Origin of the sequence: Trinickia dabaoshanensis, from assembly GCF_002879885.1 — a bacterium.
In the GTDB taxonomy this organism is placed as follows: domain Bacteria; phylum Pseudomonadota; class Gammaproteobacteria; order Burkholderiales; family Burkholderiaceae; genus Trinickia; species Trinickia dabaoshanensis.
In genome coordinates, this window is the sequence record NZ_PNYA01000043.1 from 20,031 (window position 1) to 46,515 (window position 26,485).

The 26,485-nt window shown below is 64.3% G+C and carries 21 protein-coding genes; 16 read left to right on the forward strand and 5 right to left on the reverse strand.

Features of this window, described 5'->3' with window-relative positions; all coding sequences use genetic code 11:
• Positions 1–80 precede the first annotated feature (80 nt).
• The gene (locus tag C0Z18_RS31005; protein WP_102649279.1) at positions 81–740 is read left to right on the forward strand and encodes a response regulator; all 660 of its coding nucleotides are present in this window, start codon (positions 81–83) and stop codon (positions 738–740) included.
• Positions 737–2,206: an ATP-binding protein gene (locus tag C0Z18_RS31010; protein ID WP_102649280.1), complete on the forward strand. Its 1,470-nt coding sequence runs from the start codon at positions 737–739 to the stop codon at positions 2,204–2,206. The genes C0Z18_RS31005 and C0Z18_RS31010 overlap by 4 nt, the downstream gene beginning before the upstream one ends.
• Here C0Z18_RS31010 and C0Z18_RS31015 read toward each other — a convergent pair.
• Positions 2,143–4,446 carry a heavy metal translocating P-type ATPase gene (locus C0Z18_RS31015; protein WP_102649281.1) on the reverse strand — a complete coding sequence of 768 codons (2,304 nt, stop codon included), beginning with the start codon at positions 4,444–4,446 and terminating at the stop codon, positions 2,143–2,145. The two genes, C0Z18_RS31010 and C0Z18_RS31015, sit on opposite strands and share 64 nt — an antisense overlap.
• 146 nt (positions 4,447–4,592) lie before the next feature.
• Here C0Z18_RS31015 and C0Z18_RS31020 point away from each other — a divergent pair, with 146 nt between their 5' ends.
• The 3 genes from C0Z18_RS31020 to C0Z18_RS31030 all read left to right on the forward strand — a co-directional run bounded on the left by C0Z18_RS31020 (position 4,593) and on the right by C0Z18_RS31030 (position 7,708).
• Positions 4,593–5,567: a universal stress protein gene (locus C0Z18_RS31020; RefSeq protein ID WP_102649282.1), complete on the forward strand. Its 975-nt coding sequence runs from the start codon at positions 4,593–4,595 to the stop codon at positions 5,565–5,567.
• 253 nt (positions 5,568–5,820) lie between these two features.
• Complete coding sequence (locus C0Z18_RS31025; RefSeq protein ID WP_102649305.1) at positions 5,821–7,029, forward strand: cytochrome C; 1,209 nt, start codon at positions 5,821–5,823, stop codon at positions 7,027–7,029.
• Positions 7,030–7,075: 46 nt separating this feature from the next.
• The gene (locus tag C0Z18_RS31030; protein ID WP_102649306.1) at positions 7,076–7,708 is read left to right on the forward strand and encodes a c-type cytochrome; all 633 of its coding nucleotides are present in this window, start codon (positions 7,076–7,078) and stop codon (positions 7,706–7,708) included.
• A 21-nt stretch (positions 7,709–7,729) separates the two neighbouring features.
• On the opposite strand, the gene C0Z18_RS31035 is transcribed toward C0Z18_RS31030, so the two are convergent.
• Positions 7,730–8,932: an MFS transporter gene (locus C0Z18_RS31035; protein WP_102649307.1), complete on the reverse strand. Its 1,203-nt coding sequence runs from the start codon at positions 8,930–8,932 to the stop codon at positions 7,730–7,732.
• Between the two features lie 112 nt (positions 8,933–9,044).
• Here C0Z18_RS31035 and C0Z18_RS31040 point away from each other — a divergent pair, with 112 nt between their 5' ends.
• The 8 genes from C0Z18_RS31040 (at position 9,045) to C0Z18_RS31075 (ending at position 18,598) form a co-directional block, all read left to right on the forward strand.
• Positions 9,045–9,440 carry a BlaI/MecI/CopY family transcriptional regulator gene (locus tag C0Z18_RS31040; protein ID WP_102649283.1) on the forward strand — a complete coding sequence of 132 codons (396 nt, stop codon included), beginning with the start codon at positions 9,045–9,047 and terminating at the stop codon, positions 9,438–9,440.
• The gene (locus C0Z18_RS31045; protein ID WP_102649284.1) at positions 9,430–10,305 is read left to right on the forward strand and encodes a M48 family metalloprotease; all 876 of its coding nucleotides are present in this window, start codon (positions 9,430–9,432) and stop codon (positions 10,303–10,305) included. Before C0Z18_RS31040 ends, C0Z18_RS31045 begins: the two co-directional genes overlap by 11 nt.
• Positions 10,293–11,384, forward strand: coding sequence for an efflux RND transporter periplasmic adaptor subunit (locus tag C0Z18_RS31050; protein ID WP_102649285.1), 1,092 nt, complete (start codon positions 10,293–10,295; stop codon positions 11,382–11,384). The genes C0Z18_RS31045 and C0Z18_RS31050 overlap by 13 nt, the downstream gene beginning before the upstream one ends.
• 3 nt (positions 11,385–11,387) lie before the next feature.
• Entirely contained in the window at positions 11,388–14,459 is a 3,072-nt protein-coding gene (locus C0Z18_RS31055) for an efflux RND transporter permease subunit (RefSeq protein WP_102649286.1), read from the forward strand.
• Positions 14,456–15,850: a TolC family protein gene (locus C0Z18_RS31060; RefSeq protein WP_102649287.1), complete on the forward strand. Its 1,395-nt coding sequence runs from the start codon at positions 14,456–14,458 to the stop codon at positions 15,848–15,850. Before C0Z18_RS31055 ends, C0Z18_RS31060 begins: the two co-directional genes overlap by 4 nt.
• Positions 15,851–15,868: 18 nt before the next feature.
• Positions 15,869–16,930: a DMT family transporter gene (locus C0Z18_RS31065; RefSeq protein ID WP_102649288.1), complete on the forward strand. Its 1,062-nt coding sequence runs from the start codon at positions 15,869–15,871 to the stop codon at positions 16,928–16,930.
• A gap of 157 nt (positions 16,931–17,087) precedes the next feature.
• Positions 17,088–17,894: a glycine betaine ABC transporter substrate-binding protein gene (locus C0Z18_RS31070; RefSeq protein WP_102649289.1), complete on the forward strand. Its 807-nt coding sequence runs from the start codon at positions 17,088–17,090 to the stop codon at positions 17,892–17,894.
• An 86-nt stretch (positions 17,895–17,980) separates the two neighbouring features.
• Positions 17,981–18,598: a LysE family translocator gene (locus tag C0Z18_RS31075; protein WP_408647212.1), complete on the forward strand. Its 618-nt coding sequence runs from the start codon at positions 17,981–17,983 to the stop codon at positions 18,596–18,598.
• A 5-nt stretch (positions 18,599–18,603) separates the two neighbouring features.
• Here the strand turns inward: C0Z18_RS31075 and C0Z18_RS31080 are convergent, their stop codons facing one another.
• Positions 18,604–19,749, reverse strand: a complete 1,146-nt coding sequence (locus C0Z18_RS31080) for an AraC family transcriptional regulator (RefSeq protein WP_102649291.1) — start codon at positions 19,747–19,749, stop codon at positions 18,604–18,606.
• A 268-nt stretch (positions 19,750–20,017) separates the two neighbouring features.
• On the opposite strand from C0Z18_RS31080, the gene C0Z18_RS31085 reads away from it, so the two are divergent.
• From C0Z18_RS31085 to C0Z18_RS31095, 3 genes are all read left to right on the forward strand, one after another.
• Positions 20,018–21,658, forward strand: a complete 1,641-nt coding sequence (locus tag C0Z18_RS31085; RefSeq protein WP_102649292.1) for an AMP-binding protein — start codon at positions 20,018–20,020, stop codon at positions 21,656–21,658.
• A gap of 142 nt (positions 21,659–21,800) precedes the next feature.
• Positions 21,801–22,922, forward strand: a complete 1,122-nt coding sequence (locus C0Z18_RS31090) for a Glu/Leu/Phe/Val family dehydrogenase (protein ID WP_102649293.1) — start codon at positions 21,801–21,803, stop codon at positions 22,920–22,922.
• Positions 22,923–23,133: 211 nt separating this feature from the next.
• Positions 23,134–23,712: an outer membrane lipoprotein gene (locus C0Z18_RS31095; RefSeq protein WP_102649294.1), complete on the forward strand. Its 579-nt coding sequence runs from the start codon at positions 23,134–23,136 to the stop codon at positions 23,710–23,712.
• A 61-nt stretch (positions 23,713–23,773) separates the two neighbouring features.
• Here the strand turns inward: C0Z18_RS31095 and C0Z18_RS31100 are convergent, their stop codons facing one another.
• Both C0Z18_RS31100 and C0Z18_RS31105 read right to left on the reverse strand, forming a co-directional pair.
• On the reverse strand, positions 23,774–24,973 hold the full coding sequence (locus C0Z18_RS31100; RefSeq protein ID WP_102649295.1) for a porin: 1,200 nt from the start codon (positions 24,971–24,973) through the stop codon (positions 23,774–23,776).
• Between the two features lie 132 nt (positions 24,974–25,105).
• Positions 25,106–26,431: an MFS transporter gene (locus C0Z18_RS31105; RefSeq protein ID WP_233217564.1), complete on the reverse strand. Its 1,326-nt coding sequence runs from the start codon at positions 26,429–26,431 to the stop codon at positions 25,106–25,108.
• Positions 26,432–26,485: the final 54 nt, after the last annotated feature.

Sequence of the window (26,485 nt, forward strand, 5' to 3'; positions counted from 1 at the left end):
ACGGCGCTTCTCGCGTACACTGCCGTGCGATTCGCCTCGTCAAAATCAAAGGCGCGCTGCGCTGCCGCAAGTAATTGAATATGAGAATTCTTCTTGTTGAGGACGACGAACTAATCGGCTCGGGCGTCGAAATCAGTCTTCGTCAAACAGGCTACGCCGTCGATTGGGCACGCGACGGACGCCAAGCCGAACTCGCCCTCGCCACGAATCAGTACGCACTCGTCATCCTCGATCTCGGCTTACCGGGCCGCTCCGGCGGCGAAGTTCTGAAAGCAATGCGCGATGCGGGCAACGACGTCCCGGTGCTCGTACTAACCGCGCGCGGCACCATCGCCGATCGCGTGCGCGGCCTGGACGCCGGCGCCGACGACTATCTCGGCAAACCCTTTGATCTGACGGAATTGCTTGCGCGTGCCCGGGCCCTCGTACGGCGCTCGCAGGGGCGCAGCGTCGAGCAGATCGTTTGGCGCGATCTGTCGATCGATCTGATCGGGCGAACCGTGACGCGAGGCGACACGCGCATTCATCTGACTTCGCGGGAATGGGCCGTGCTGGTTCAACTCATCACGCACCCGGGCATTCCCCAATCGCGCGCCGATCTGGAAGATAGTCTTTACGGCTGGCAAGAGGAAATCGAAAGCAACGCCATCGAGGTCCATATGTCGAAGCTGCGCAAGAAGCTGGGCCAGGAGCTGATCACGACCGTGCGAGGCGTCGGCTACATGATCGAAAAGCCATGACGCAAGGCTCCATTCGCCGGCGTCTCTCGTTGATGGTGCTAGCGAGCGTGGCGCTCGTATGGGTCGCGACGCTGGTCTCCACCTTTCGCCATGCCTCCCAAGAGGTGCAGCGCTGGCAGGATACCCGGCTCGTCGAATTCGCCAAGTTGCTCACCGTGCTGGGCGACGACGATCTGATCCGGCTCGCGCATTCGCACATCGACGCGCGCATCGAGCTGCCGGAGCCCGACGAGCTTGCCTCGGGCACCGCGGACAGCGATATCGCGCCGCGCGAAGTACTCATCGACGTAAAAGACGCGCAAGGCCGCACGATCGCGGCCAGTCCGGCGCTGGCGCAACTCGGGCCCATCGCGCCGCCCCCCGCCCATACCGAAGGACCACGATCGGCCACGCTCGCCGATACGGTGTGGCGCATCGAAACGATCCGCGACGCACAGACCGGGCGCGTCGTCCAGGTCATGGAGACGTCGAATTCGCGCAGCGATCTGGCTCGAGGCGCGGCGCTGCACGTGAGCCGCCCGTTGCTGTTCGCGCTCCCGGCGCTCGCGCTGCTCGTCTGGCTCGCCATCGGTCGCTCGCTCGCGCCGTTACGCACCCTGTCCGAGAAGATCCGCGCGCGCGATGCAACGACGTTCGAGCCCATCGATATCGAGCACGTCCCGACGGAGGTGCGGCCGCTCGTCGATGCGATCGATCAATTGCTGGCTCGGCTCAAACAATCGATCGCCCGCGAACGCGCGTTCACGTCGGACGCCGCGCATGAATTGAAGACGCCGCTGGCGGCGATCAAGGTGCAAGCGCAGGTCGCGTTGGCCGCCGACGATCCGATGCAGCGGCAACTGGCCATCCAGCGGGTGGTGCAAGGCGTGGATCGAAGCTCGCGGCTCGCGGAGCAACTGTTGCTGCTCGCGCGGCTCGACGAACACGATCGCATCCCGACCGTGCCCGTGGCGCTCGACGCGCTCGTGCTCGAAGCCATCGCGCGGCACGCCGAGCGCGCGCGGCAAAAACCCATCGAGATTTCGGCGCTCGACTTGCCCGCGCGCACGGTGCTGGCCGAGCCGTTTTTGATCGGCATATTGCTCGATAACCTTTTTGACAATTCGATCAAGTACGGCAAGCCGGGCGGACACATCGAGGCCGCGTTGTTCGACGATGGCGATGCGGTCAGCTTGGTCATTCGCGACGACGGCCAAGGCGTGGCCGCATCGGAAATGCGGCGGCTCGTCGATCGCTTTTATCGCGGGGGCAATGCGGCCGCTCCGGGCAGCGGGCTCGGCCTGTCCATCGTCAGACGCATCGTCAGCTACTTCAACGGACGCCTGACGTTCGAACCGGGCATGGGTGGCGCCGGCTTGACCGTGATCGTCTCGTTGCGCCGCGCCGGCGAATCGTCGCGGCCTCAGTCGCCCGCCGCCGACGTCGCGGACAGCACATGGAATAGCTCGTCTTCCTGTTCGCAATGAAGACGCACGATCGCGTCGAGCCCGTACAGTAGCCGCTGAAATTCTGCGACGCCATGCGCGTCGGGGCCTTCGGGCGGCAGATCCGCCGTCATGTTCGCCAACAAACGCACGATCCGGAATATTTCTCGATGCATGCCGCTCATGGCCGCCATCGGATCGTCTCCGCCCACGAGGCGCGCCAAGCCGGGATACACGTGCAGATCGTCGCGCTGCTCGTGGGGCACCAATTCGCGAGTCAGCGCTTCGTTCATCCGCGCAAGCGCGCCGGCGACGGACGCGCTCGGCATTCCAGGCAATTCGTCGGCCAACGCCCGGATTCGAGCGATGACGGGAGCGAGCCGCACATGCTCCTGTTTCAAACGGTCCGCGTCCTCGCGCGCGAGCGCACCGGCCGCCATGCGCGGGCTCGTCCGCAAGGCGCGTAACGCATTGGCGATGACGGCCACGTCGATGCACTCTTGAGCGATCGCGCCCGCGATCGGCGGCAAAAAGCCGAATGCGGCGACGAGCATCGCCACGACCGACATCGCCATCCCGGCTACGACGCTTTGCACCGCGATGCCGCGAGCGCGTCGCGCGATCCGCAGCGCATCGAGCAAACGATCGAGGCGATCGACGAGCAGCACGACGTCGGCGGCCTCGGACGAGGCGGCCGCACCGCGCGCGCCCATGGCGATGCCGACATCGGCCGCGGCGAGCGCGGGAGCGTCGTTCACGCCATCGCCCACCATGATGACGACGCCGTCGCGGCGTGCCGCTTGAATCGCGTCGAGCTTGTCGGCCGGTGTCTGCTCGGCGCGCACTTCGGTGACGCCGAGCAGCGCGCCGACCGTCTCGGCAATATCGCGTCTGTCGCCGGTCAGCATCACGAGCCGCTCGATCCCTTCGCGCTTGAGCAGGCGCAGCGCTCGCGGCGTCTCGAGCCGAAGCTGATCGGCCATGCGCACGACCCCGGTCATGATGCCATCGACCCCGACGAAAACAGCCGCTTGCCCTTCGTAGCCCAGGTTGCGCAGCACAGCGGCGCTCCAGGGCGCCGGCTGCGTGACCGCCGAAACAAAGGCGAAGCCGCCGATCGTCACCGTTCGGCCGTCGATTCGGCCCGTCAGGCCCGCGCCCGCGGTTTCCACCACGTCCGAGGGGGACGACAAGCGCACGCCGCGCTCGCGCGCCGCGATCGTCAACGCCTCGGAGATGACGTGTGCCGACGCTTGCGCCAACGAGGCGGCGTCTCTCAACACGGCCTCCTGCGTCGCGCCGGGGCCGCACTCGATCGACACCAAACGCGCGTGCCCCTTGGTGAGCGTGCCCGTCTTGTCGAAAAAGAGAATCGATGCCTGCGCCAGTTGCTCCAGCGCGCCACCGCCTTTGATCAAAATGCCTCGCTTCGCGCAGCCCGACATACCGGCGACGATCGCAACCGGGACGGCGAGGATCAACGGGCACGGCGTCGCCACGACGAGCACGGCCAACGCGCGCGAAATGTGCCCCGCGGCGAGCCAACTCACGCCGGCGAGCGCGAGCGACACCAAGACGAAGAACGCCGCGTAGCGATCCGCCAACCGCGCGGCGGGGCTGCGTTCGCGTTGAGCCGCTTGCACCATGCGCACGATGCCCGCGAACGTACTGTCGGCCGCGAGCGCCGATGCCACCATCTCGAATGGAGCACCGGCATTGAGCACACCGCTGCAGACGGTCTCGCCTGCGCGCCGCCGCACGATGGCGGATTCCCCCGTTAGCGTCGCTTCGTCCAGCTCGGCGACGTTCGCGAGCGCACCATCGACAGGAACGAGTTCGCCGCTGCGAACGAGCAGCCTATCGCCCGGGCGCACGACATCGAGTTCGACCGGATACCACTGCCCGTCTTTCAATACGTTAGCCTGACGCGGAGCACGGCTCAACAATGCGGTCATCTCGCGCCGCGCTCGGCTTCGCGCGAATTGCTCGAGCGCGCGGCCGCTCGCCACCATCAATCCGATGACCGCCCCGGCGAGGGTTTCACCTAGTGCGAGCGCAAGGGCGATTGCCAGCCACGCCAGGATGTCGACCCCGGCCTGGCGCTTCATCAACCCCTGACCGATCGATACGGTCAACGCGGCCCCGATGACGGCGGCACCTGCGAACCAGAGCGCTCCGGCGAGCCGGGGCGTATCGAATGCGACGCATAGACCGCCTGCGGCGAGGGTCGCCGCCGATACGATCAGCAAAACGAAGTCAACGTAACGAAAAGCGCGCGACATGGCAAGAGTGGAGTGGGCGTGGGGATCCTTCATCTTGGTACGTCGCCCCGGCCGCACCGACGTTGATTTCAATCAAATGATCGGAAAGGTTCGGCTAACACAATAGGTCTAAGTACACCGAACCCCACGTTCATGAGGGACCGTCCATGAGCGCATCGATTTCAGACCGCGCAGCGAGCACCCTACCCGATAACATCCTTGTCGCGGTCGATTCCACTGTCGCATCCGAGCGCGCGATTGCCTTTGCGAAGGGTATCGTCGCGCCGGGAGGTTACGTGCGGCTCGTGAGCGTCGCGGAAAATCCGCGGACCTTGATTCCTACCGGTGCCTTCACGGGCGACATGCTCGAATCCGCCCGCGCCGAATTGCTGCGCGACGCCGATGAGGCACTCGCCACGGCTCGCGCGGCGTTCGATCAGAGCCACCTTCGAATCGAAACGGAAGCGATCGATCTGTCGAAGCACGGCAGCGATGTCACGCACGCGTTGATCGATGCGGCTCAACGATCGGGGGCGCAACTACTCGTTGCCGGAGCGCGGCAACACCATGGACTGCTGCGATGGGTGGAGGGCACGGTATCCGCCCCGTTGGCGAGTCTTGCGCCCTGCCCCGTACTGATCGTACCCGAGGCCTACCATGCCGAGCCGCACGCCGAGGCCGGGACGGGCGCCACTCCACGGCGCATCGTCTTTGCCATCGATGCGAGCCCGCAAGCGGAAGAAGCACTGCGATTCGGCTTGCGATTCGCGACGCATGCCACCGCCGGCCGAGCGATCTATGTCGTCGATCGAGCGGTACGTTTGAGCGATTTCGTCCCCATCGATGCACTCGAAGATGCCTTCGTCCTGGAAGGAACACACGCGCTCGCCGCAGTGGAACCGATGCTCGCCGATCGATGCGGCCAGGCAAGCACGACGCTCGTCGAGACGAAACGAACGAGCGACGACGTGGCGCACGCCATCGTGCGCGAAGCGCGGGAATGGCGCGCCGATTTGATCGTGATGGGCACGCACGGCCGGCGTGGCCCTTCGCGTTGGATGCTCGGCAGCGTCGCCGAGCGTGTGGCGCAATTGACCGAAACACCGCTTTTGCTTGTACGCGCGCAAACAAAAGCGGACTGACGTTAAACGTGCGTATGTGCTAAGTCGAACAACCGGGCGCATCGAAATTACACCTTTCGCCCGATTTGTCCTATAAACCGAGAGACATAAAGAAGTATTCAGGGGGGGTGCGATGATTGCCACGCTAAAGCGTATCGTTCGCGCACAGTATGCGGCGCTGCTCATGGCAGCAGCGCTTGGTTTCATGAGTCAGGCCGCGCAAGCGGTGCCCGCGTTCGCCAGGCAAACGGGGCTTGCTTGCGTAGCCTGCCACGTGAGTTTCCCGGAACTGACTCCGTTCGGCCGATTCTTTAAGCTGAGCGGCTATACGTTGACGAACAACAAAACGATTCCGCTCGCCGGGATGGTTCAGTTTTCGCAAACCAATACGCGAAGAATTCAGCAGGACCAATACGATTTCGTGCGCAACGGCGACGTGGCCTTGCAACAAGCCAGCCTTTTCTATGGCGGCCGAATCGCGGGACCCGTCGGGGCATTCGTGCAATGGACTTACGACGGCATCGCCCATCACAGTGGAATAGACAACACCGATATTCGCGCCGCCGGGCAATTCACTCGGGGCGATATCGATTTCATCTACGGCATGACGCTGAACAACAATCCCACGGTGTCGGATGTCTGGAACAGCACGCCCGCGTTCGGCTATCCGTACGCGTCGAGCAGCGTCTCGCTCACGCCGATGGCCAGTACGCTGATCGACGGCGGGCTCGCGCAGCAAGTAGCCGGCGTCACGGCCTATGCATTTTGGCAGCGGAGCATCTATGCGGAATTCGGCTTGTATCGAACCGCCGATCGGATGTTCTCGTTTCTGCGCACAGGGCAGGACACCTCGAGCCCTGGGGGCGTCGCGCGCTTGTCCGGCAGCAATCCTTATTGGCGGCTCGCGTATAACGCCGAGTGGGGACCGCATTCGCTCATGGTCGGCACCTATGGCCTGATCGCGGACAAGTATCCCGACAATACGATTCCGATTTCCCCAACGGATCGCTTTACCGATTATGCGTTCGATACGCAGTACCAATACCTGACCTACACGCACTCGCTCACCGCGCAGGCCACGTGGATTCACGAAAAGCAAAGCTGGGATGCGAGCTTCCCGAGCGGCGGAATCGGCGCGGGCCCGACACCGACGAACCCAACCGATACGCTCAATACGTTCAAGGCGAAAGCATCGTATTACTTCAGGCGGAAATACGGGGGCACGCTAGCGTACTTCCAAACCACGGGCAGCAACGATGCCGGGCTTTATGGCGCTGCACCGGTAACGGGCAGCGCCAACGGGACGCCCAATTCGAACGGCATCATTCTCGAAGCGGATTACTTGCCGGTTCCGCAAGTGAAACTTTCGGTGCAGTACACATGGTTCCTCAAGTTCAACGGGGCACGCTACAACTACGACGGTAACGGGCGCAACGCAAGCGACAACAACACGCTGTACTTGTTGGCTTGGATTGCGTTCTGACACACCGCTATCGAAGATAGAACGAACTCATCGGATGGACCGAAAAATGAAGAATCCGCTCCGCCACGGGATCGCGCATGTCGTACCGGCAATCTTTCCGCTCGTCGTCTGCGCAGCCCTTTTCGGCTCCCCTTCCGCGCAAGCACAAAACGCGGAGCGCCTCGCCACGCAACTTTGCGTCGCCTGTCACGGCATACACGGCGACAGCAAATCGCCGATGTTCCCGAAACTCAATGCGCAAAGCCAGGACTACCTCGTCGCTCAGTTGAAAGGCTTCAGGCAGCACGTTCGCGGTGAATCCGATGCGCGCTCCTACATGTGGGCCATCGCCTCGCAACTCGACGACGCCACCGTCGCCTCGCTAGCCGAGTACTACTCGCAACAACAGCCGACGACGGGCGGCACCGGCGACGCGGCCCTGATCGCGGAAGGCCAAAAGATTTTCGAGCAAGGCTTACCCGACAAAGGGGTACCGGCATGCGCTTCATGTCACGGCGCGCAGGGACAGGGAAACGGGCAGTTTCCTCGACTAGCGGGGCAGCACGCCGACTATCTGCTGCGCCAGATCGAGGTCTTCCAAAACGGTACGCGTGCGAATGCCCCGGTGATGTCGGCCGTGGCCCACACGCTAGGGAAAGACGACGCCAAGGCCGTCGCGACGTTCCTTCAATCTCGATAGGGCAAATACGGCACGCGCGGCTCATCGCCTGACCGCGCGAAGCGCTGTGGCCGCACCGAGCAGCAACAACGTGACGAGACCGAAGAACGCGCCTGCGTAGAACGTCGCCTGCGCGCCGACGCGATCCCAAAGGGCGCCGGCAATGACGCTCGAGGCCACGGTCACCAAGCCGCTCAGCAAATTGAAAAACCCGAACGCCGTTCCGCGCAATTGCGCCGGGGCCGTTTGGGCGACCATCGCCGCGAGCAACCCTTGCGTCATCCCCATGTGCAGCCCCCAAAGCACGACACCGGCGAGCACGACGCTCCAATGCGCGCCGTGCGCGAGCACGATGTCCGCCACAACGAGCACGACCATCCCGGCAACGAGCAACCGGGTGTGACTCATTTGATCGGAGAGCTTGCCGAACGGATACGCCGACAAGGCGTAGACGACGTTCATCGCGACCATCACGAGCGGCACCAGCGCGATCGGCACGCCGCATTTCATCGCGCGCAACACCATGAAGGCTTCGCTAAAGCGTGCGAGCGAGAACGACGCCCCGAGCGCGACGACCCACCAATACGCAAGGCTCAATTGCTTGACGCTATGCCAGCGAATTGGATTGCCGCGTTTGCCTGCGCCTTCGTGCCGCGGCTCCTTGATTCCCAATGCCAGCACCGCCACGGCAAGCAAGCCCGGAATCAGCGCCAGCCAAAACGCGAGGCGAAAGTTGTCGCGCCAAATCAGCATGACCGTCACGCCCAGTAACGGTCCTAAGAATGCGCCAACCGTGTCGAGCGACTGTCGCAAGCCGAACGCCGCGCCGCGTAAATGCGAAGGCGTGACATCGGCGACGAGCGCATCGCGCGGCGCCCCGCGAATGCCTTTTCCGACGCGATCGACGATGCGGGCGCCGGCAACGACGCCGATCGTCGGCGCGATCGCGAAAAACGGCTTGCTGAGCGCCCCCAACGCATAGCCGATCACGGCCAGCCATTTGCGGTTGTTCAGATAGTCGCTCAATGCCCCCGAAAACAGCTTGACGATCGGCGCAGTCGCCTCGGCCACGCCCTCGATCACGCCGATGGTGGCGGCACTCGCGCCGAGGCTCGTCATGAGAAACATCGGCAATAAGCTATGGATCATCTCGGACGATACGTCCATGAGCAGGCTGACACAGCCGAGCACCCAGACGCTTCCGGGTATCTGCCGCAGCACGCCGGCCCGCGAATCGGCACTCATGGCCCTCCCGCCTTCCATGCAAACGATTGAACGGATGCCGTCGATCGATCCGCGTCTTTGGCTTGCGGATTCGAACTTGACGCGTCTACGACAGCCGTCGTAATGTACCGAAATGAACCGATACCGTCTACCCGCCGACGACCTCGAGTATGCGGCTTTGACCGTGCTCTGGGAGCTTGGCACCGCGTCCGTGCGCGCGCTGCACGAGCGCCTCGGCGCCCCGGCCGGCCGCGTCTACACTACCACGGCGAAGGTCGTCGATCGCTTGCGGGACAAAGGGCTCATCACGCGCGAGCGCATCGCGGGCGGATTCGTCTATCGTCCGGCGGTCGATCGGCTCGACGTCGAGCGCGCTCGGGCACGGCAACTCGTCACGCGGTTTCTCGGCTCCACGCCGCGCGCCGCCGTCGCCACGCTCGTCGATGCCGTCGATGAAATCGACCCCGTGCTCCTCGAGGAACTCGAGCAAGCGATCCGCGCCAAGAGGAGTCGCAACGATGGAACGTGAATCGCTACTGACCTTGCTGATGCTGCTGCTCGGCGGTATCGCGCTGCAGCCGCTCGCGATGTTCGCACCGCACTCGAACCCCGACGCCGCCGAGAGGCAAGCATGGATACGCCTTTGGCTGCCGCTCGCGCCGGCCCTCGTCACCGTGGCCTGGTTATGCGGCTGGGCGTTACGCGAGCCTGACCCGGTGGCCGATCGCGTCGATCAATGGGTGTTGATCGGCGCGTGCTTGCCCTTCGCGGCCGTCTTGGTTCGCGCGGCGGCGCGCGCCGCTTGGGCGCTCGCGCGCGATCCATCGCAAGCAGGCGTTTTCACAGCTGGTCTTTTGCGACCGCGGGTGACGTTCTCCCCGTTCCTTGCGAGGACTTTGGACGACGCCGCACTCGAAGCCGCATGGCAACACGAACAGGCACACGCGCGCCATCGCGACCCGCTACGCATTTGGCTCGCCCAGCTTGCAACGGACTTGCAATGGCCATGGCCCGGTGCCGGCGTGCGGTTTGCGGCGTGGCTCGAAGCGCTGGAGTATGCGCGCGACGATGAAGCGCGCCGGCATGGCGCCTCGGGTGAAGCGCTCGCGGCTGCCCTGCTCGCTACGCTGCGGCATACGAACGCGCTATATGCAGCCCACGCCGAATCCGGCGGCCAAGCGATGCGTGCTCAAGCACGACTCGTCGGTAGCCGCCGCGCGCTGCAAAAGCGAATCGCACGTCTGCTCGCTCCTATGCCTGCCGCGCAAACGTCGCGAGCGTCGACGCGCACGTGGCTGGGAGCGCATTTCGCGCTGCTCCTGCTGGTCGCGGGCGTACTCGGCGCCGTCTATGGCGATCCGATCGTGCGGGAGTTGCTCGCATGGATCGCCTGACGCGCAATCCCCCTCGTAGACGTTGGGGCGCGGTGGCACTCGTCGCACTCCCCGCGTCGATTTTCCTGAGCGCCCCGGGCGCGTATGCGGACGGCGCGCGTACGGGCACGAACGAGGACATCGCCACGACCGTGGTCGCGAGGGCGCAGACGTTGCCCGTTCAACTCGCCGCGTACGGCCAAGTGGCGCCGACCACGATCGTCGACGTTCGGGCCGTCGAAGCGGGCACGGTGAGCGACCTGCATGTCGTGCCCGGCAGCAACGTTTCCGCCAACGACGTGCTCGCTCGTTTGAACGGTCCGCAAATGCGCTCGCTGCTGGCCGCTCGCGAAGCGTCGCTACGCAGCGCGCAGGCGCGGCTGAGCGCCGCCACACACGCGCTGGGCATCGCGGGCAGTCAGTTGGCGTTGCAACTGACGACCCGGCAGGCGATCGACGCGGCATCGAGCGAACTCGCCGCCGCGCGCGCGGCGGCGCAAACGGCGCAGGCGCAATTGGACGAAGCGCGCGAGCAACAGATCATCAAGGCCCCGGCCGCGGGTTCCGTCGTCTCGGTGCAAGCGGCCGACGGAAGCCAAGCGCTGGCCGGGCAGACACTGCTCACGATCCAGCCGAAGGGACCGCTGTGGGTACTCGCCAAGTACTACGGCGAGCAAGCGCCGGCGTTGCGGATCGGCATGACCGGACATATCGAACTGGCCGGCGGCGGCACGCCCATCCCAGTCAAAGTCGTTACCATCGGCCCCGCCGCCGGTGCGGACGGCGGCCTGCAAGTGGGCCTTGCCGCCACCGCGCGGGCCGATTGGATCGCCGGTCAATGGGGCAAGGTCACGCTCGACAGCCAGCCCGTCACCTACGCGATGATCCCGACCGCCGCGCTGATTCTCGATCGCGGCCAGTGGTGGGTACTCGTCCATACGGCGAGGGGAAACGAGCCGCGTCGCGTCGTACCCGGCCAAGCTCGCGGATGGGAGACAGGCATCGTCTCCGGATTGCGCGCGGGTGAACGGGTGGTCGCTCAAGACGCGTTCCTCGAATACCACCGGAACATCGCCCAGCGTTACCAACCGCCGGACTAGCCCATGGATCGCGATATATCGATACCGCGCATATTGCGGCGTCCGGTGCTTTGGTTGCTGGTGCTCGGCGCAGTGCTGGTTTATGCGGCTTATGCGTTCGTCCGCACACCCGTCGAAGTGCTTCCTCAGTTCGATTTTCCGCAGATCGGGGTAACCGCGCATCTGCCCGGTACGACGGCGACCGAGCTCGAACGGCTCGTGGTCGCCCCGTTGGAAAGCCAGATCCTCACGTTGACGAATATCGCCGGCGTGCGATCGACGATGGGCAACGGCACCGTCGAGATCGACGTACGGTTTCGCGAAGGCAGCGGTGCGCAAAGCGATCTTCAAGCGGTCAACGGTGCCATCGATCGCGCGCGCGCCGAACTGCCGGCGCAGATCGACCCGGTCGCACAGATCATGGGCAACGCCGTCAACGAGGTGGCCGACTACTCCGCGCGCATTCCCGCCGGCGTTGCACCCGCACAAGTTCAGCGGGCGTTGATGGCCGATGTCGTGCCGGCCCTGCGGGCCATCCCCGGGGTTCAATTCGTCCATGTCTACGGCGCCGGCGACGAAGCGCTCTGGATTCAGCCGAATCTCGGCGCCATGCAGCGCTATGGCGTGCCCGTCACCGCGCTGGCGCAAGCCGTGCGGGAGCAGGTCCTTCTCGAGCCCGCGGGGTTCGTGACGATGGGGCACAGCGACGTGCTCATCGAAGCGCGTAGCCTGCCCGTGCATATCGCCGAGCTCGAACGCATTCCGGTGCCGGCCCCGAGCGGCCCCGTTCCGCTCGGCGCGCTCGCGAAAATCGTGCGATCGGCCGAGCCGACGCATAACGCCGTCGCCCTCGATGCCCATCCGAGCGTCGCGCTGACGATCATCAAGCAATCGGGTGCCTCCACGCTCGCCGTGACGCGAGCCGTGCAAGCGACGCTCGATGCCAGCCTGTCGCAATTGCCGACAGGCGTGAGTTGGATAAGGACCTATAGCCAAGGACATGTCGTTCAACTCGTCGGCGCCGATCTCGGGCGCAATCTCTTGATCGGCGCGGTGCTCGCCGTCCTCGTGCTGCTATGGGTGCTCGGCGCCGGACGGGCGATCGTCACGCTGGCATTGAGCATCCCCTTGTCGCTCGCGCTCGCTATCGCTCTGCTCCACGCCTTCGGAGAAGACCTGAATCTGATGACGCTCGGGGCGCTGACCGTGGCGGTCGGGCTACTCGCCGACGACGCGATCATCGTCCTCGAAAGCATCTATCACCGATGGGAGTGCGGCGACGCGCATTGGGCCGGCATCTGGAACGGCGTGAAGGCGATCGCGGTTCCCGACATCACGGGCACGCTCACGAACGTCGCGATCTACGTGCCCTTGCTTTTCGTCGGCGGGTTGGTCGGGCTGTTCTTCATTCCGTTCTCGCTCGCCATGATTCTGGCGCTGCTCGCCTCGTTGCTCGTCTCCCTAACGCTGACGCCGCTCGGTCTCGGCTTTCTGAACGCGAGAGCCGCCGCGGGCACGCGCAGCGGGCAGCGTTTGCTGCAACACCTGCAAGCGGGCAACGAACGGCTTTTCGCCTGGGTGTCGCGTGCGCCGCGAGCAAGCCTGGCGATCACGTTCGCGGTGCTGCTGCTGAGTCTCGCGGGGCTCGTACTCGTACCGATCAATTTTCTGCCGCTGCCCAACGAAGGGGTTCTGCTCGAATCGTTTACGCTGCCGCCCGGCAGTTCGCTGCTCGATGCGCGGGAGGCCGTCGACACGATCACCGGGCGTCTGTTGCGCGAGCCGACCGTTGCGCATGTATCCGCACGCATCGGCTCCTCGGCATCGACGTCGTATACCGAACCGGCCTATGCCGGCGAAATCCAAGTCGTTTTGAAACCCGGCGTGAGCGTGAACGCGCTCGACGCCATCGGCGAGCGCATACAGCGGGTATCGAAGCTATCCGGCGTGCAGTTCGCAATCGATACGCCCACGATCGAGCGTGTGGGCGAAAGCCTCTCCGGTTTGCCGCAGCCTTTCGTGATTCATGTCTTCGGCAGCAGCGTCGCGCGGTTGCGCGAATTGGCGCAAGAAATCACGGCGAGATTGCAGCGCATTTCCGCGTTGACCGACGTTTTCGACAACGACGGCTATCCGGTCACGCAGCTTCAAATCGAGCCCGATGCGCAAGCGCTAGGCGCGAACGCGATGACGCCGGCGACGCTCTATGCCCAGCTCAATCCGCTCGTGAATGGAGAAGTGGTGACGCGCGTGCCGGAAGGTAACGTGCCGCTCGATCTATACCTGCGCCTGGCCGACGCCTCGCAACGCGGCGTGGACGAACTCGGCGCACTGCCGATCCGAACGCCCGGCGGATGGACACCGCTATCGCAACTCGCGCGCCTTTCGCTCGTCAGTACCCCTAATCAAATGCAGCATGTGGCGGGGGCACGGGCACTCGATATCCTCGCCACGCCGAACGGTGCGCTCGGCAGTACCGACGCGGCCGCGCGACGCGCGCTCGAGGGGTTGCGTCTTCCCCCGGGTTACCGCATTGAATTCGGCGGGTTAGCGGCGCAAATCGAACGCGCGGCGCTGGGCCTCGCGCTCGCCGCGCTGACCGCATTCGCCATCATGATCGGCATTTTGCTGCTCCAATTCGACGGTTTGCTGATTCCTGCCATCCTGCTTCTCGAAATACCGCTGGCGCTGACAGGCGGCACGATCGCGCTGGTCATCAGCGGCGTGGGGCTGAACGCGACGGGCATGATCGGCTTTCTGACCTTGATCGGCGTCGGCCTTCGCCACAGCATCGTGCTGCTCGACCGCGTGCGCCACAACGAAACCGCGGGGATGCCGGTGGAACACGCCGTGCGTGAAGCGATCAGCGTGCGCTTTCGTCCCATCGTGCTGACCGCCGTCACGGCGATGCTCGGCATGCTGCCGACGGCACTCGGTCTCGGACAAGGCGCGGCGCCGGAGCAAGGGCTCGCGGTCGTGATCCTGGGCGGCCTGCTCTGGAGCGCGGTGCGCAGCACCAACCTCATTCCCGCGCTCTATTTGTACTGGCGCCGCAAGCAGCTTGCGCGCCTTGCCTCAGAGCAAGCCGCGCCATGAAAACGACACGCACATCGGCGCCACCGAGCAAGCGTAGGGGCAACCTGGCACTCGGCCTCGGCGTACTCGCCGCCGTTCTCGCGGCGGGCGGATGCGCATCGTATCGTCCGCTCCCGCTGCCCGATCACGCCCAGCTCGCCGGCCGGCTCGACGATATCAGGCATACGCTTGCGCTGGGCGGCGCGCCGCATGTCATCGACACGAGCCAACCCTTGGGCGTCGACGATATCGGCTTGCTCGCGATATTGAACGATCCCGAGTTGCGTGCCGAACGCGGGGAGTTCGAGCTCGCGCAAGCCGACCTCACGCAGAGCAAGGCGTTGCCGAATCCATCCGTCGGCCTCGGGTACGCCGCGTTGCTCGGCGGCGAAGGGACGACAGGCGCGCTTAGCGCATCGCTGACGCAGGACGTCAAATCGATCCTGACGTATCGCCGGCGTGTGGCCGCGGCCCGCGCGCATGTATTGGAAATCGATGCGCAACTGCTTTGGAAGGAATGGCAAGTCGCGCAGAAGGCGCGGCTTCTAGCCATCGATCTGTACTGGGACGAGCGCTCGATACAAAGCAGCGAGACGGCGGCGCACACCCTCGCGCGGACGGCTTCGCGCGTGCGCGAGCAAGTCGGCGCGGGCCGTATGAGCCAGTCGGATCTTGCCCCGCTGTTGTCGTCGCAAGCGACGCTCGAACGATCGATCGCGTCGTTGCGGCTAACGACGTCGAAAAACTGGGCCGATCTCGACGCACTGCTGGGCATGACGCCCGACGCACGCTTCGCGCTGGCGCGACCACGAGCCCCTGCGATCCCGACGGACATCGACGCAGGCATCGCCGAGGCAACCGAGCGGCGCCCCGACTTGATCGCGCTCAGGCTCGGCTACCGTAGCGCGGATGAAAACGTACGGGCCGCGATTCTGGGGCAATTCCCCGCGCTCGCGCTCGGCGGCTCGTGGAACTCCGACACCTCCAACGTGCGATCGGGCGGCCCCACGGTCACGTTCGACTTGCCGATATTCGATCGCAATCAAGGCCGGATCGCTCAAACCCGGGCAACGCGGCGCTTGCTTTACGAGCAATATCAAAGCCGGCTCGACGAAGTCGATACGACGATTCGCGCGCTCGATGTCCGCAGCCGGCAGATCGCCCAGGCACTCGACGCCGCGCGCGACGACGCGGCATCCACGCAAACGCAAGCGGATCGCGCGAGGCAGGCCTTTCGACAAGGAATACTCGATCGACGCGCGCTGACCGACTATGACATGACCGCGCTGAACCGGCGCCTAGACGCTTACAATCTCGAGCGCGCGCTGGCCGAGGCGCATACCGCGCTCGCCTTGGAACTTGGCTCGGGGCTGCCCCGAACCCGGCTCGCCCCGCAAGATACGGGAATGTGAGAGATCGACGGAATTCGCATGCAAACCAAATTCAACGCGGCCTTCACCGCATTGCTCGCCGCCGCCCTGTTCGGCGCGACTACCCCCTTGGCGAAGCTCTTGTTGGGCACGCTATCGCCATTCATGCTGGCGGGGCTTTTTTATCTGGGCAGCGGCGTCGGCCTCGGTCTGACGATGCTCGTGCGCCGACTCGTGCGGCCGAAGCAAACACAGCACTCGGACGCACGGATCCACCGCACCGAGATCACATGGCTTGCCGGCGCGATCGCGGCCGGGGGCGTGGCCGGCCCCGCGCTGTTGATGCTGGGGCTCACGAGCACGCCGGCCGCCACCGGCTCGCTGTTGCTCAATCTCGAAGGCGTGTTCACCGCGGTCATCGCTTGGGTGGTGTTTCGCGAGAACGTGGACCTTCAAGTTTTTCTCGGCATGGTCGCGATCGTGGCGGGCGGCGTCTTGCTGTCGTGGACCGGCGGCGCCGCCGGCATTCCCGTCGGCGCCCTCTTGGTTGCGGGCGCGTGCCTATGTTGGGCCATCGACAACAACCTGACGCGCAAGGTATCGACCAACGACGCCATGGTGATCGCGTGCCTGAAGGGGCTCGTCGCCGGGCCGGTCAATCTCGCGATCGCGCATGGGACCGGGGCCGCAATGCCCGGATCCGGGCAAGCGGCCGCGGCGATGGCAACGGGATTCGCCGGATACGGCGTCAGCCTCGTGCTGTTCGTTATCGCACTACGCAACCTCGGCACGGCGCGGACGGGGGCGTATTTTTCCGTCGCCCCGTTGTTCGGGGTGGCCATTTCGCTCGCACTATGGCCGGCGATGCCGCCGCTCGCGTTCTGGGGCGCTGCGGTGCTGATGGCGATCGGCGTGTGGTTGCATCTGCGGGAACGCCATGAGCATGCCCATACGCACGAGCCGCTTACGCACACGCATCGTCATCGGCACGACGAACATCATCGACACGAGCACGATTTCGAGTGGGACGGCGCTGAGCCCCATACGCATCCGCATCGGCATTCGGCCATCACGCACACGCATGCCCACTTCCCCGACATCCATCACCGTCACTCGCATTGAGCGCTTGGCTTGACCGATTGAACTAGCCGCTTGCGGGCGCGGCTATTTTCTTCGGGCCGTTGAAACTGAAGCTTCGGTGGGCGGCTGTTCGGCTCGGGCTCCTCCCGGCACCATCGGCATGGATTTCCTCCCTAGTCATTTTGCCGATGCCCGCGCCATGCCCGATACGCTTCCCGTCGTTAAACTCGCCACGATCGACCTTTCGTTCCATCACGCCGCCGCCGGCATCGTGCGCGCCGTACTCGCGCGTCATGGAATCGAGGTGGAAGAAATCCGCCGTCCGCATGAAGCGGCGTTCGATCTCCTAAAAAGCGGCGAGGCCGACATGCTCTGCTCGGCCTGGTTGCCGGGCAGCCACGGCGTGTATTTCGACGCGATCGCCGACGAATTCGATTCGCTTTGCGTGCTCTATACACCGTACGCGCTGTGGGGCGTTCCCGATTACGTGCCGGCCGCTGCCGTATCGAGCGTCGCGGATCTCCAGCGACCCGACGTTGCCGCCCGCATGACCCCGCTGATTCAAGGCATCGGCCCCGGCGCGGGTATCTCTCGCTTCTCGCGAGAAATTTTCGACGCATACGCTCTCGAGCGTCACGGCTATCGATTCGCGAACGGGACGCTCGAACAATGCGTCGCGGCGTTCGAGAACGCGGTGCGGGACCGGCGCTGGTGCGTGGTGCCTTTATGGCAGCCTCAATACCTGCATTGGCAGCACACGATTCGAGCATTGCGCGAGCCGTTGGGTCTGCTACGCGGCACCGACGCCGCCACCCTCGTCCTGCGCAAATCGACGCGCGATAAGTTGCCTGGCGCGGCACTTGCCGCGCTGCGCGCACTCGCCCCGGGCAACGGCGAAATCACGCGGCTCGATCATTGGATTTCGCGCCAAAGGCTTGCGCCGGAGATGGTGGGCGAGCGCTACCTTATCGAGCGCGACGACTGTCCACCTGCTCCGTACTGCTAATTAACCCATCATCTGTACCGGTACTGTTCCACGTGCCGCACGTAGACTGTCTCGACTCTCTCTACTGCCGGACCTACGAAGCGATGCTGCCCACGTTGCCTTATGCCGCCCTTTCCGCCGCGATGACGTTCGCGTTGGTGATGTCGATCACGCCCGGCCCGAACAATACGATGTTGCTCGCCTCGGGCGTGAACTTCGGTCTTCGCCGCACGGTCCCGCACATGCTCGGCATTACTTGCGGCTGCATCATCATGCTGATCGCGATCGCACTGGGCCTCGGGCAAGTCTTCGCCCGGTTTCCGAGCTTGTACACGGTGATGGAGGCCGTCAGCGCGGCCTACTTGCTGTATCTCGCTTGGAAGATCGCGCGCTCCGGCGGCTTGTCGGCCGGCGCCGCCAATGAGCGTCCTTTCACGTTCTTGCAAGCCGCCGCGTTCCAATGGGTCAATCCAAAGGCTTGGATGATGGCGGTAACCGGCGCGACCGCATTCCGGCTGAACGACGACCTTTTGACGAATGCCTTTCTCCTGGCGGTGGCGTTCGCCATCGTCAATCTGCCGAGCATCACGGTGTGGGCCGCATTCGGCCTCGGCGTGAGGCGATTTCTCTCCGGGCCGACGATGCTGCGCATCTTCAACTGGACGATGGCGGCACTGTTGATCGCCTCCATCGTGCCGATGATGGGCCATGCATCGCCTCGATGAGAGCGTCAAACGGCGCCGATCGCGTCGTCTAACCCCAGCGATCGAGTACGCCGTACCTCGCTCGGCGTCTTTCCTGTCCATCGTTTGAACGCGTGCCGAAATCCAACCGAGTCGCTGAACCCCAACGTCTGCGCGATATCGTCGATGCCGAGCGAAGTCGTCGTCAGATAGTCGATCGCCAGCGCCTTGCGCACGCTCGTGAATAGCTCGCTGTACGACGTGCCTTCGGCTTCGAGCTTGCGTCGAAGCGTGCGCGAGGTCATGCACAGGCATTCCGCGATCTGTTCGATGTCGGGAAACTGCCCCGGCGTACGCGTCAACTCTTGATAGACCCGTCGCGTGATACCGGCCTGCCAGCGCAGTTGTTCGAGCTGATGCGCGCAGTGCTTGGACACCTGCGCCGCCGTAATGGAATTGGCGAGCCGTGGCGAGCGCGATAGCCACGACGCGGGATAGCTCAGCACGTTTTGCGGCTGATCGAACGCAAGCGGGCACTCCAAGGCTTCGGCGAGCGCGGGCGCATGCGGCGGCTGTGCGCGCATGAAACCGGCCCTCGCCGGCACGCACCAACTGCCCATGATGTCCTTGGTCAACGTCACGTGCACCGTGAACTGCAAATCGATCAGGAAGTCGTAGAGCGGCACATCCAGGTCCGGCAACGGGATTTCCTCGCGCTCGGGAAATACCCACACCAAAGCGTCGTCTCGCTCGAGCCAACGTATATCGAGCATCGGGTTGGCCAACTGATGATATTTGACGGCGGTATCGAACGCGCGCCGCAGCGTCTCCGAACACAGCAAGGCATAACCGTACATACCGTAATCGGATACGTGCATGCGGCGGCCGACGCGCACGCCTAGGTCGGGCTCCCGATAGAGCCGCACGGCATTGCGCGCGGCCTCGAGAAACTGCATCGACGAAGTCAACGTGAAAGGATCGGCAATCGATTCGGGCGTGAGTCCCGTCCCGTCGAGCACCGCATGCGGATCCAACCCGAGTTCTCGGCCCACCGCGACGAGGGCGGCGAGCTTGGACGGCGAAAAGCAATGCTCGCGCAATTGAACGCCGAGGGCGTGCCGAGGCAGCCGCTCGCGGCGCGGCTCCTCAAGCGCCGCTTGCGCGGAAACGGCAGTAGTGCCGGCACGGTCCATGTCCGAAAAGATGCGTGTTGTCACGGGCCGAATTTTGCGCGTTCGGACGGCGGCCGGCCATAGGGTGCACTCCCGACAGCCGCCTGCGAATGCGTCATGGCTCCACGCCACGCCCCAAATCGTCCGACCTTCCCACGCCGCGCGCGGCTCACGTCTGCCCCCACCTGTCCGTTCCGATCATCGTTTTGGCCGCGACGATCATTTGCACCGGGCGGCTGGCGAGCGATAGTCGCCACGCGGAACCCCACCCAACCCATAAGGAGAGACATTGAGCAGGAGACATTGGACCCGATCGTACGGATCGATTCCGCTCGAGATCGATGCGGATCGCCATCCGTCCTTGAATGCGATCTTGGAACAGGCAATGCGGCAATTCGCCGCCAAGCCCGCGTTTCATGCGTTCGGCACGACCTTGACCTATGCCGACGTCGATCGGATGTCATGCGCGTTCGCCGCGTTTCTACAAAATATCGCCGGCGTGAAAGCGGGCGATCGCGTGGCCGTCATGTTGCCGAACTTACTCGCCTTCCCGATCGTCGCGATCGCGGTTTGGAAGATCGGCGCAGTACTGGTCAACGTCAACCCGCTCTATACGACGCGGGAACTCGAACATCAACTCAATGATGCCGGGGTGGAGTCGATCGTCGTATGCAATGCGTCGGCGGCCGCCACGCTCGCCGCCGTCATCGGCAACACGGGGGTCGAGACGGTCGTCACGGTCGACCAAAACGACTGCGGCGGAATCGGCCCAGCGCTAACCGATATCGACCGCGCGGCGCTGCGCGACGCGGTAAGCCTTTCGGCGGCCATCGCGCGAGGCGAAGCGCTTCGGTGCGATCCCGCGGACGCGACCGGCAACGATCTATTGCTGCTCCAATATACGGGCGGTACGACCGGTGTCTCCAAAGGCGCGGCGCTATCGCATCGCAATTTGATCGCCAATATCGAGCAGTTCAAGGCGTTCATGACGGGCGCGCTCGAGCCCGGCGCCGAGGTGGTGGTTACCGCGATCCCGCTTTATCACATCTTCGCGCTGGCGGTGAATTTCCTCACGTACTTCTCCATCGGCGCGGAAAATTGGCTCGTGGCCAACCCGCGTAACGTCGATGCGCTATTCGAGGTACTCGGAGCCGCGCGGCCCACGGTGCTAACGGGCGTCAATACGTTGTACGCCACGCTCGCCTCGCATCCGCGCATGGTCACGACGGACTGGTCACGGCTGAAGCTATCGGCGGGCGGCGGCGCGGCCGTCATGCGCGTCGTATCCGAGCGCTGGGAAGCCGCCACCGGGCAATTCATCCGCGAGGGATACGGTTTATCGGAAACCTCGCCTGTGATTTCGTTCAATCCGCAGTTCACTGCCGAGTTCACCGGTACGACGGGGCTGCCCGTGCCCTCCACCGACGTCAAGCTGCTCGACGACGCCGACCACGAAGCCGGCATAGGCGAATGCGGCGAGGTCTGCGTGAAAGGGCCACAGGTGACAGCCGGCTATTGGAACGCGCCCGAAGCCAACGCGAAGGCATTCACGTCCGACGGTTATTTCCGAACCGGCGATATCGGCGTATTCAACGAGCACGGCTTCTTGAAGATCGTCGATCGCAAGAAAGACATGATCATCGTGTCGGGCTTTAACGTCTACCCGAACGAAATCGAAGCGGTCGCCGCCGCGTTCGCGGGTGTCGCCGAATGCGCATGCATCGGCGTACCCGATCCCAAAACGGGCGAAGCCGTCGAACTCTTCGTCGTGCGCCGCGCGGCAATGGACGTGAGCGAAACCGAACTTATCGCCCACTGCCGGTCCGCGTTGGCCCCCTATAAGATTCCGAAGGCGGTGCGCTTCGTCGACGCGCTGCCCAAATCGACGGTCGGCAAGATCCTCAGGCGCGAATTGCATCGAATGGGATAACGGGAAAGCAGCGGCGCGGGCCGAGTGTCGCGCCGCGCGTTTGATACGGATCAATCCCAAACGATGGGCAACGTCCAAGCTTCAAGTGTGTGTCGCTCGGCGGCCGGCCGCGATGGCGACACGACGCGCGAGGTGACTTGGCATGGCGCCGATCAACGATGTCTTCAGTTTCGCCGACGAATTGGGACCCACCAAAGTCGTCCACGTCCACAATCCGGCAATCGGGTTGCGGGCAGTGCTCGTCGTCGACAACGTCGCCGCCGGTCCTTCGATCGGCGGCGTGCGCATGGCCCCCGACGTCAGCACCGAGGAATGCTTTCGTCTCGCGCGGGCGATGACGTTCAAAAACGCGGCGGCGGGTCTCGCGCACGGCGGCGGAAAAGTCGTGCTCTACGGCGACCCGAAGATGCCGACCGATCGCAAGGAGCGATTGATCCGAGGACTCGCCTGCGCGCTCGCCGATATCCGCGACTACATTTTCGGTCCGGACATGGGCACGGATGAAACGTGCATGGCGTGGGTCAAGGACGAAATCGGACGCGCCGTCGGTCTGCCGCGCGAGTTAGGCGGTATTCCGCTCGACGAGATCGGCGCCACCGGCTGGGGTGTCGTGCACGCCGCCGAAATCGCCGCGTCTTATTGCAAGTTCGATCTCGCCGGCGCACGCGTCGTCATTCAAGGCTATGGCGCGGTTGGGCGCCACGCGGCGCGATTTCTCGCGCGCAAAGGCGCGGTCGTCATCGCGGCCGCCGACTCGGCCGGTACGATCGTGGATCGCGCGGGCTTGGACCTCGCACTACTCGATCGGGTCAAAGCCGAAGGCAAATCGGTGCTCGAGTATCCGCGCGGCGAGAAACGCGAGCGCGATGCCGTCGTCGATATCGAGTGCGAGATTTGGATTCCCGCTGCCCGGCCCGATGTCGTTCATGAAGGCAACGTCGCGCGACTGAAAACCCGCTTGGTCGTTCAAGGGGCGAACATTCCGTTCACGCACGGGGCCGAGCAATACCTCCATACGAAAGGCGTGCTGTGCGTGCCCGACTTCATCGCGAATGCGGGCGGCGTGATCTGCGCGGCGGTCGAATACGATGGCGGCCGGCAAAGCGCGGCCCTGGATACGATCGCGGAAAAAGTACGTGAGAACACCCGCGCCGTGCTCGACGCCGCGGCGCAGCATGGCAAGTTGCCGCGCGATGCGGCGACCGGCCTCGCCCTCGAACGGGTGAAGAAGGCGATGTCGCTGCGCCGGTGGGGAACGTACTAGTGCGACTGCCGCGACGTCCGTGATTCGAGCGGCCGCCACCGGCCGCTCACCTCAAAATATGAGCCTCGCCGCCGACGGAGTACTCCGTCGCAACAGACTTTACACACTGTTACCCCGCGCCCGCGTACAGTCGATTCGGCTTTCCCTATACTCCGGTCCGCAACTGATTCGTTTGCGCCTTGCAAGCGCTCAATCGATACCGAGAAATGCAATGAAACGGCCCACGCTGACCCAGTCCGCTTTGCTCGTAACGCTCTTGGCGACCTCCGCACTCTCGCTCACGGGATGCGTGGCGCCGGGACCCTACGGAATGTACGGCTCGCAGCCGCAATTCGGACAGCCGCAGTACGCACAGCCCGCCTACGCCCAACCGAGCTACGCCGAACCCAGCTATGCGCAGCCCGCCTATACGCCGCCGCCTCAGCCCGCGTACGTGCAGCCAGGCAATTACGGTACGCAGTACGGCACCGTGGCTGCGATTCGTCCGATCGGCGGCGCAACGAGTCCTTCCGGCGTGGCCGGTTCGCTCGTCGGCGCATTGGTGGGTGGTGTGCTGGGCAACCAGATCGGCCGCGGACACGGGCGCGATGCCGCCACCGTCATCGGCGCCCTCGGCGGTGCGGTGGCCGGCAATCAGATCGGCCAAAACATGGGGCAACCTTCGGGCTACCGTGTCGACATCCAGTTGAACGACGGCACGATGCGCTCGTTCGATATGCAAACGCCGGGCGATCTGCGTCCGGGACAACGTGTGCGCATCGACGGCAATCAAATCTCCGGCGACCGGTGAAATAGCTCTGTGTTCGCGCGACGCGCATGACGCGGCGCGCGAAACATTCAACCGAACGAAATCAGAAGCGATGGACCAACCCGACGCCGACGCCGATCTGACTACGCGTGGAAGACGGGTTGCCGCTGAAGCCGTCGCCGATCGAGGCCGTGGCATCGACGATCGCCCCGTTGTTCATCGTCTGTCCGCTCGCATGCTGATAAGCCTGCGCCGCATATAAGCCGGTGCGCTTGGACAGCGCGTAATACTGCGTCAACGTGAACTGCTGGTACTGGGCGCCCTTCGCCACGCCGTTGGACTTTGTCGCGCGCGTATAGGCGTAGCCCGCACCGAAGTCCCAGGCCGCTGCCGGCTTGAAGTGAAGGGCCGCGCCCACCGTATTGAAGATCGCCGTATTACGGAACGTGGAGTTCACGCCCGGAACGTATTGGACGTTCGAATACGATGCGCTTACATCCCAAGCCGCCGAGAATTTATAACCTGCCGTAACAGCCACACGCTGCTGGGCTTGTGCCGTGACATACCCGTTGTTGATGGCCGACACCGCCGTTTGCGCGCCACCGTTCGACGTCGTCGAGTTCGCCCCCCAAGCGCCGCCGCCGGACGTGGAGTTGTTGATGCGCTGGAACGCCGCCGCGATCCCGAACGGCCCTTGCATGAACTGCACGCCCGCGCTCCACGTCGAGCCCGCATTGACGCTGCCGGGTTCGCCGCCGAACGAGTAGGAGCCGCCGAACGTGAGCCCGTGCAGCGACGGCGACATATAGACGAGGGAATTGTTCGCGCGGTACAGCGTATCGAGCGAATCGAGATCGCCCGGATGCGCGCCGAAGTACCCCGTCAGCCAGTTCGTGGGGCTATACGGTGCGAGCAGCGTGTAGTACGCCGTGTACTGCCGCCCTGCGGTCAGCGTGCCGTACGCCGGATTCGTCATCCCCACCCAGGCTTGGCGTGTGAACAGGCCGTTCGTGTATTGCGACGCGCCGTTCGCCGCCGAGAAGCCCGATTCGAGCGTAAAGATCGCCTTCGAGCCGCCGCCGATATCCTCCGAACCCTTGAGCCCGAAGCGGTCGCCCAACCAAACACCGGTAGACATCTTGACGAGCGAGTGGCCGGCGGCCGACGAGCCAAGCGTCGTGCCGTTGTTCTGATAAGCGATCCCGTTATCGACCACTCCGTAGAGGGTTACGCTCCCCTGCGCGCAGGCCAATTGCGACATCAATCCGGCGCAGGCCGCAACGGCCATCGTTGTCTTTTTCATCGTTTCTCCGTCTCTTATTAGGACTACTAATTAATTCGTTGCCGTCGTCGACGTGATGTTCGTTTCGTCGAAGGACGCGCGGTAAGGAGGAAGGCAGAGCCGGGCGGGTACGAGACTCGCCCGGCGAGAGGATTAGGCCAAGGAGGCGCTGCGACGGCTCGTCGCTTCGCCGGGTTCGGCGATCGGTTCGATTCGCCCCATGACGAACACGAACGAGACGATACCGACCAACAGGATCACGCCTGCGATGAGGAACGCGTTGGTGAACGAGTTCGTGGCGCCGACGATGAAGCCCGTCACGACCGGCGCCGCGACGCCCATCAGGTTGTTCGCGAAGTTCATGATGCCGCCGATGGTCCCCACTCCGCCTTTCGGCGCGATCAGCGAGGGCAGCGACCAGCCCACGGGTGCCGCCGAGGCAAGCCCGCCGAGCGCAATCGAAATCCAGACGATCGCCCACATCGGATTGGTCGTCAGCGTTGCGCCGAACACCGCTAGACCCAGCACCATCCCGCAGACGAGGACAGCCTTGCGCACACGCGTCTCGTCGCGGCCGCGTGCGATCAGATGATCGATGAGCCAACCGCCCACGATCAAATCGGCGAGCGTCGCTACCGCCCAAGGAATCGCGGCGAAACCCGCGGACTTGAGGATGCTCATATGCATCGTCTGCACGAGGTAGCCCGGCAGCCACGTGAGGAACAAATAGAACGAGTAGCCGTACGCAGCGAAGCCGATCGTGAGCCCCCAGACCTTCGACTTCTTCAGCAGGTAGCCGAGCATCGACACCGCGCTTCCCGTCGGCGCACCCTCGGGCGTCGCGCCGCCTTCCACGATATAGCGGCGTTCGGCTGCGGAGAGTTTCGGATCCCGGCTCGGATCGCGGTAGATCACGAGGAACGCGACGAAGTACGCGAAGCTGAGCAAAGCGGTCACGCCGAAGCCCCAGCGCCAGCCCAAGCCGACCACCACCACCGCCACGAGCGGCACGCCGATCACGTTGGAGAACTTCGCCGCCGCGTCGAAAATCGCGGTGGCCATCGCGCGTTCATTGCGCGGGAACCAGTAGCCCGTTGCCTTCGCGCTCACCGGAAAGCCCGGCGCTTCGGCGATGCCGAGCATCGCACGCGCGGCGAAGATGCCGCCGAAGCCGCTGGCAAAGGCCGTCACCGCCGATGCGGCCGCCCAAAGAAATGCCCCCCATCGCCCGAGGCGCGTCACGCCGAAGCGGTCGAGAACGATGCCCGCCGGGACCTGCAATAGCGCATATGGCCAAAAGAACGCGCTGAAGAGCAGGCCCATTTCGGCCGGAGAAAGATTGAACGCCGCCTTCAATTGCGGTGCCGCCACGGACAAGTTGATGCGGTCGAAATAATTGATGAGCACGCCCACGCCCAACAACACCCCCATCACCCACCGCCGTTTCGCGACTTTTTGCGTTGCCGTCGATGCCATCATCGTCTCCTCGAATATTGTCGGATTGGCTTCATGAATCTTTGAAGGTCGGGCGAA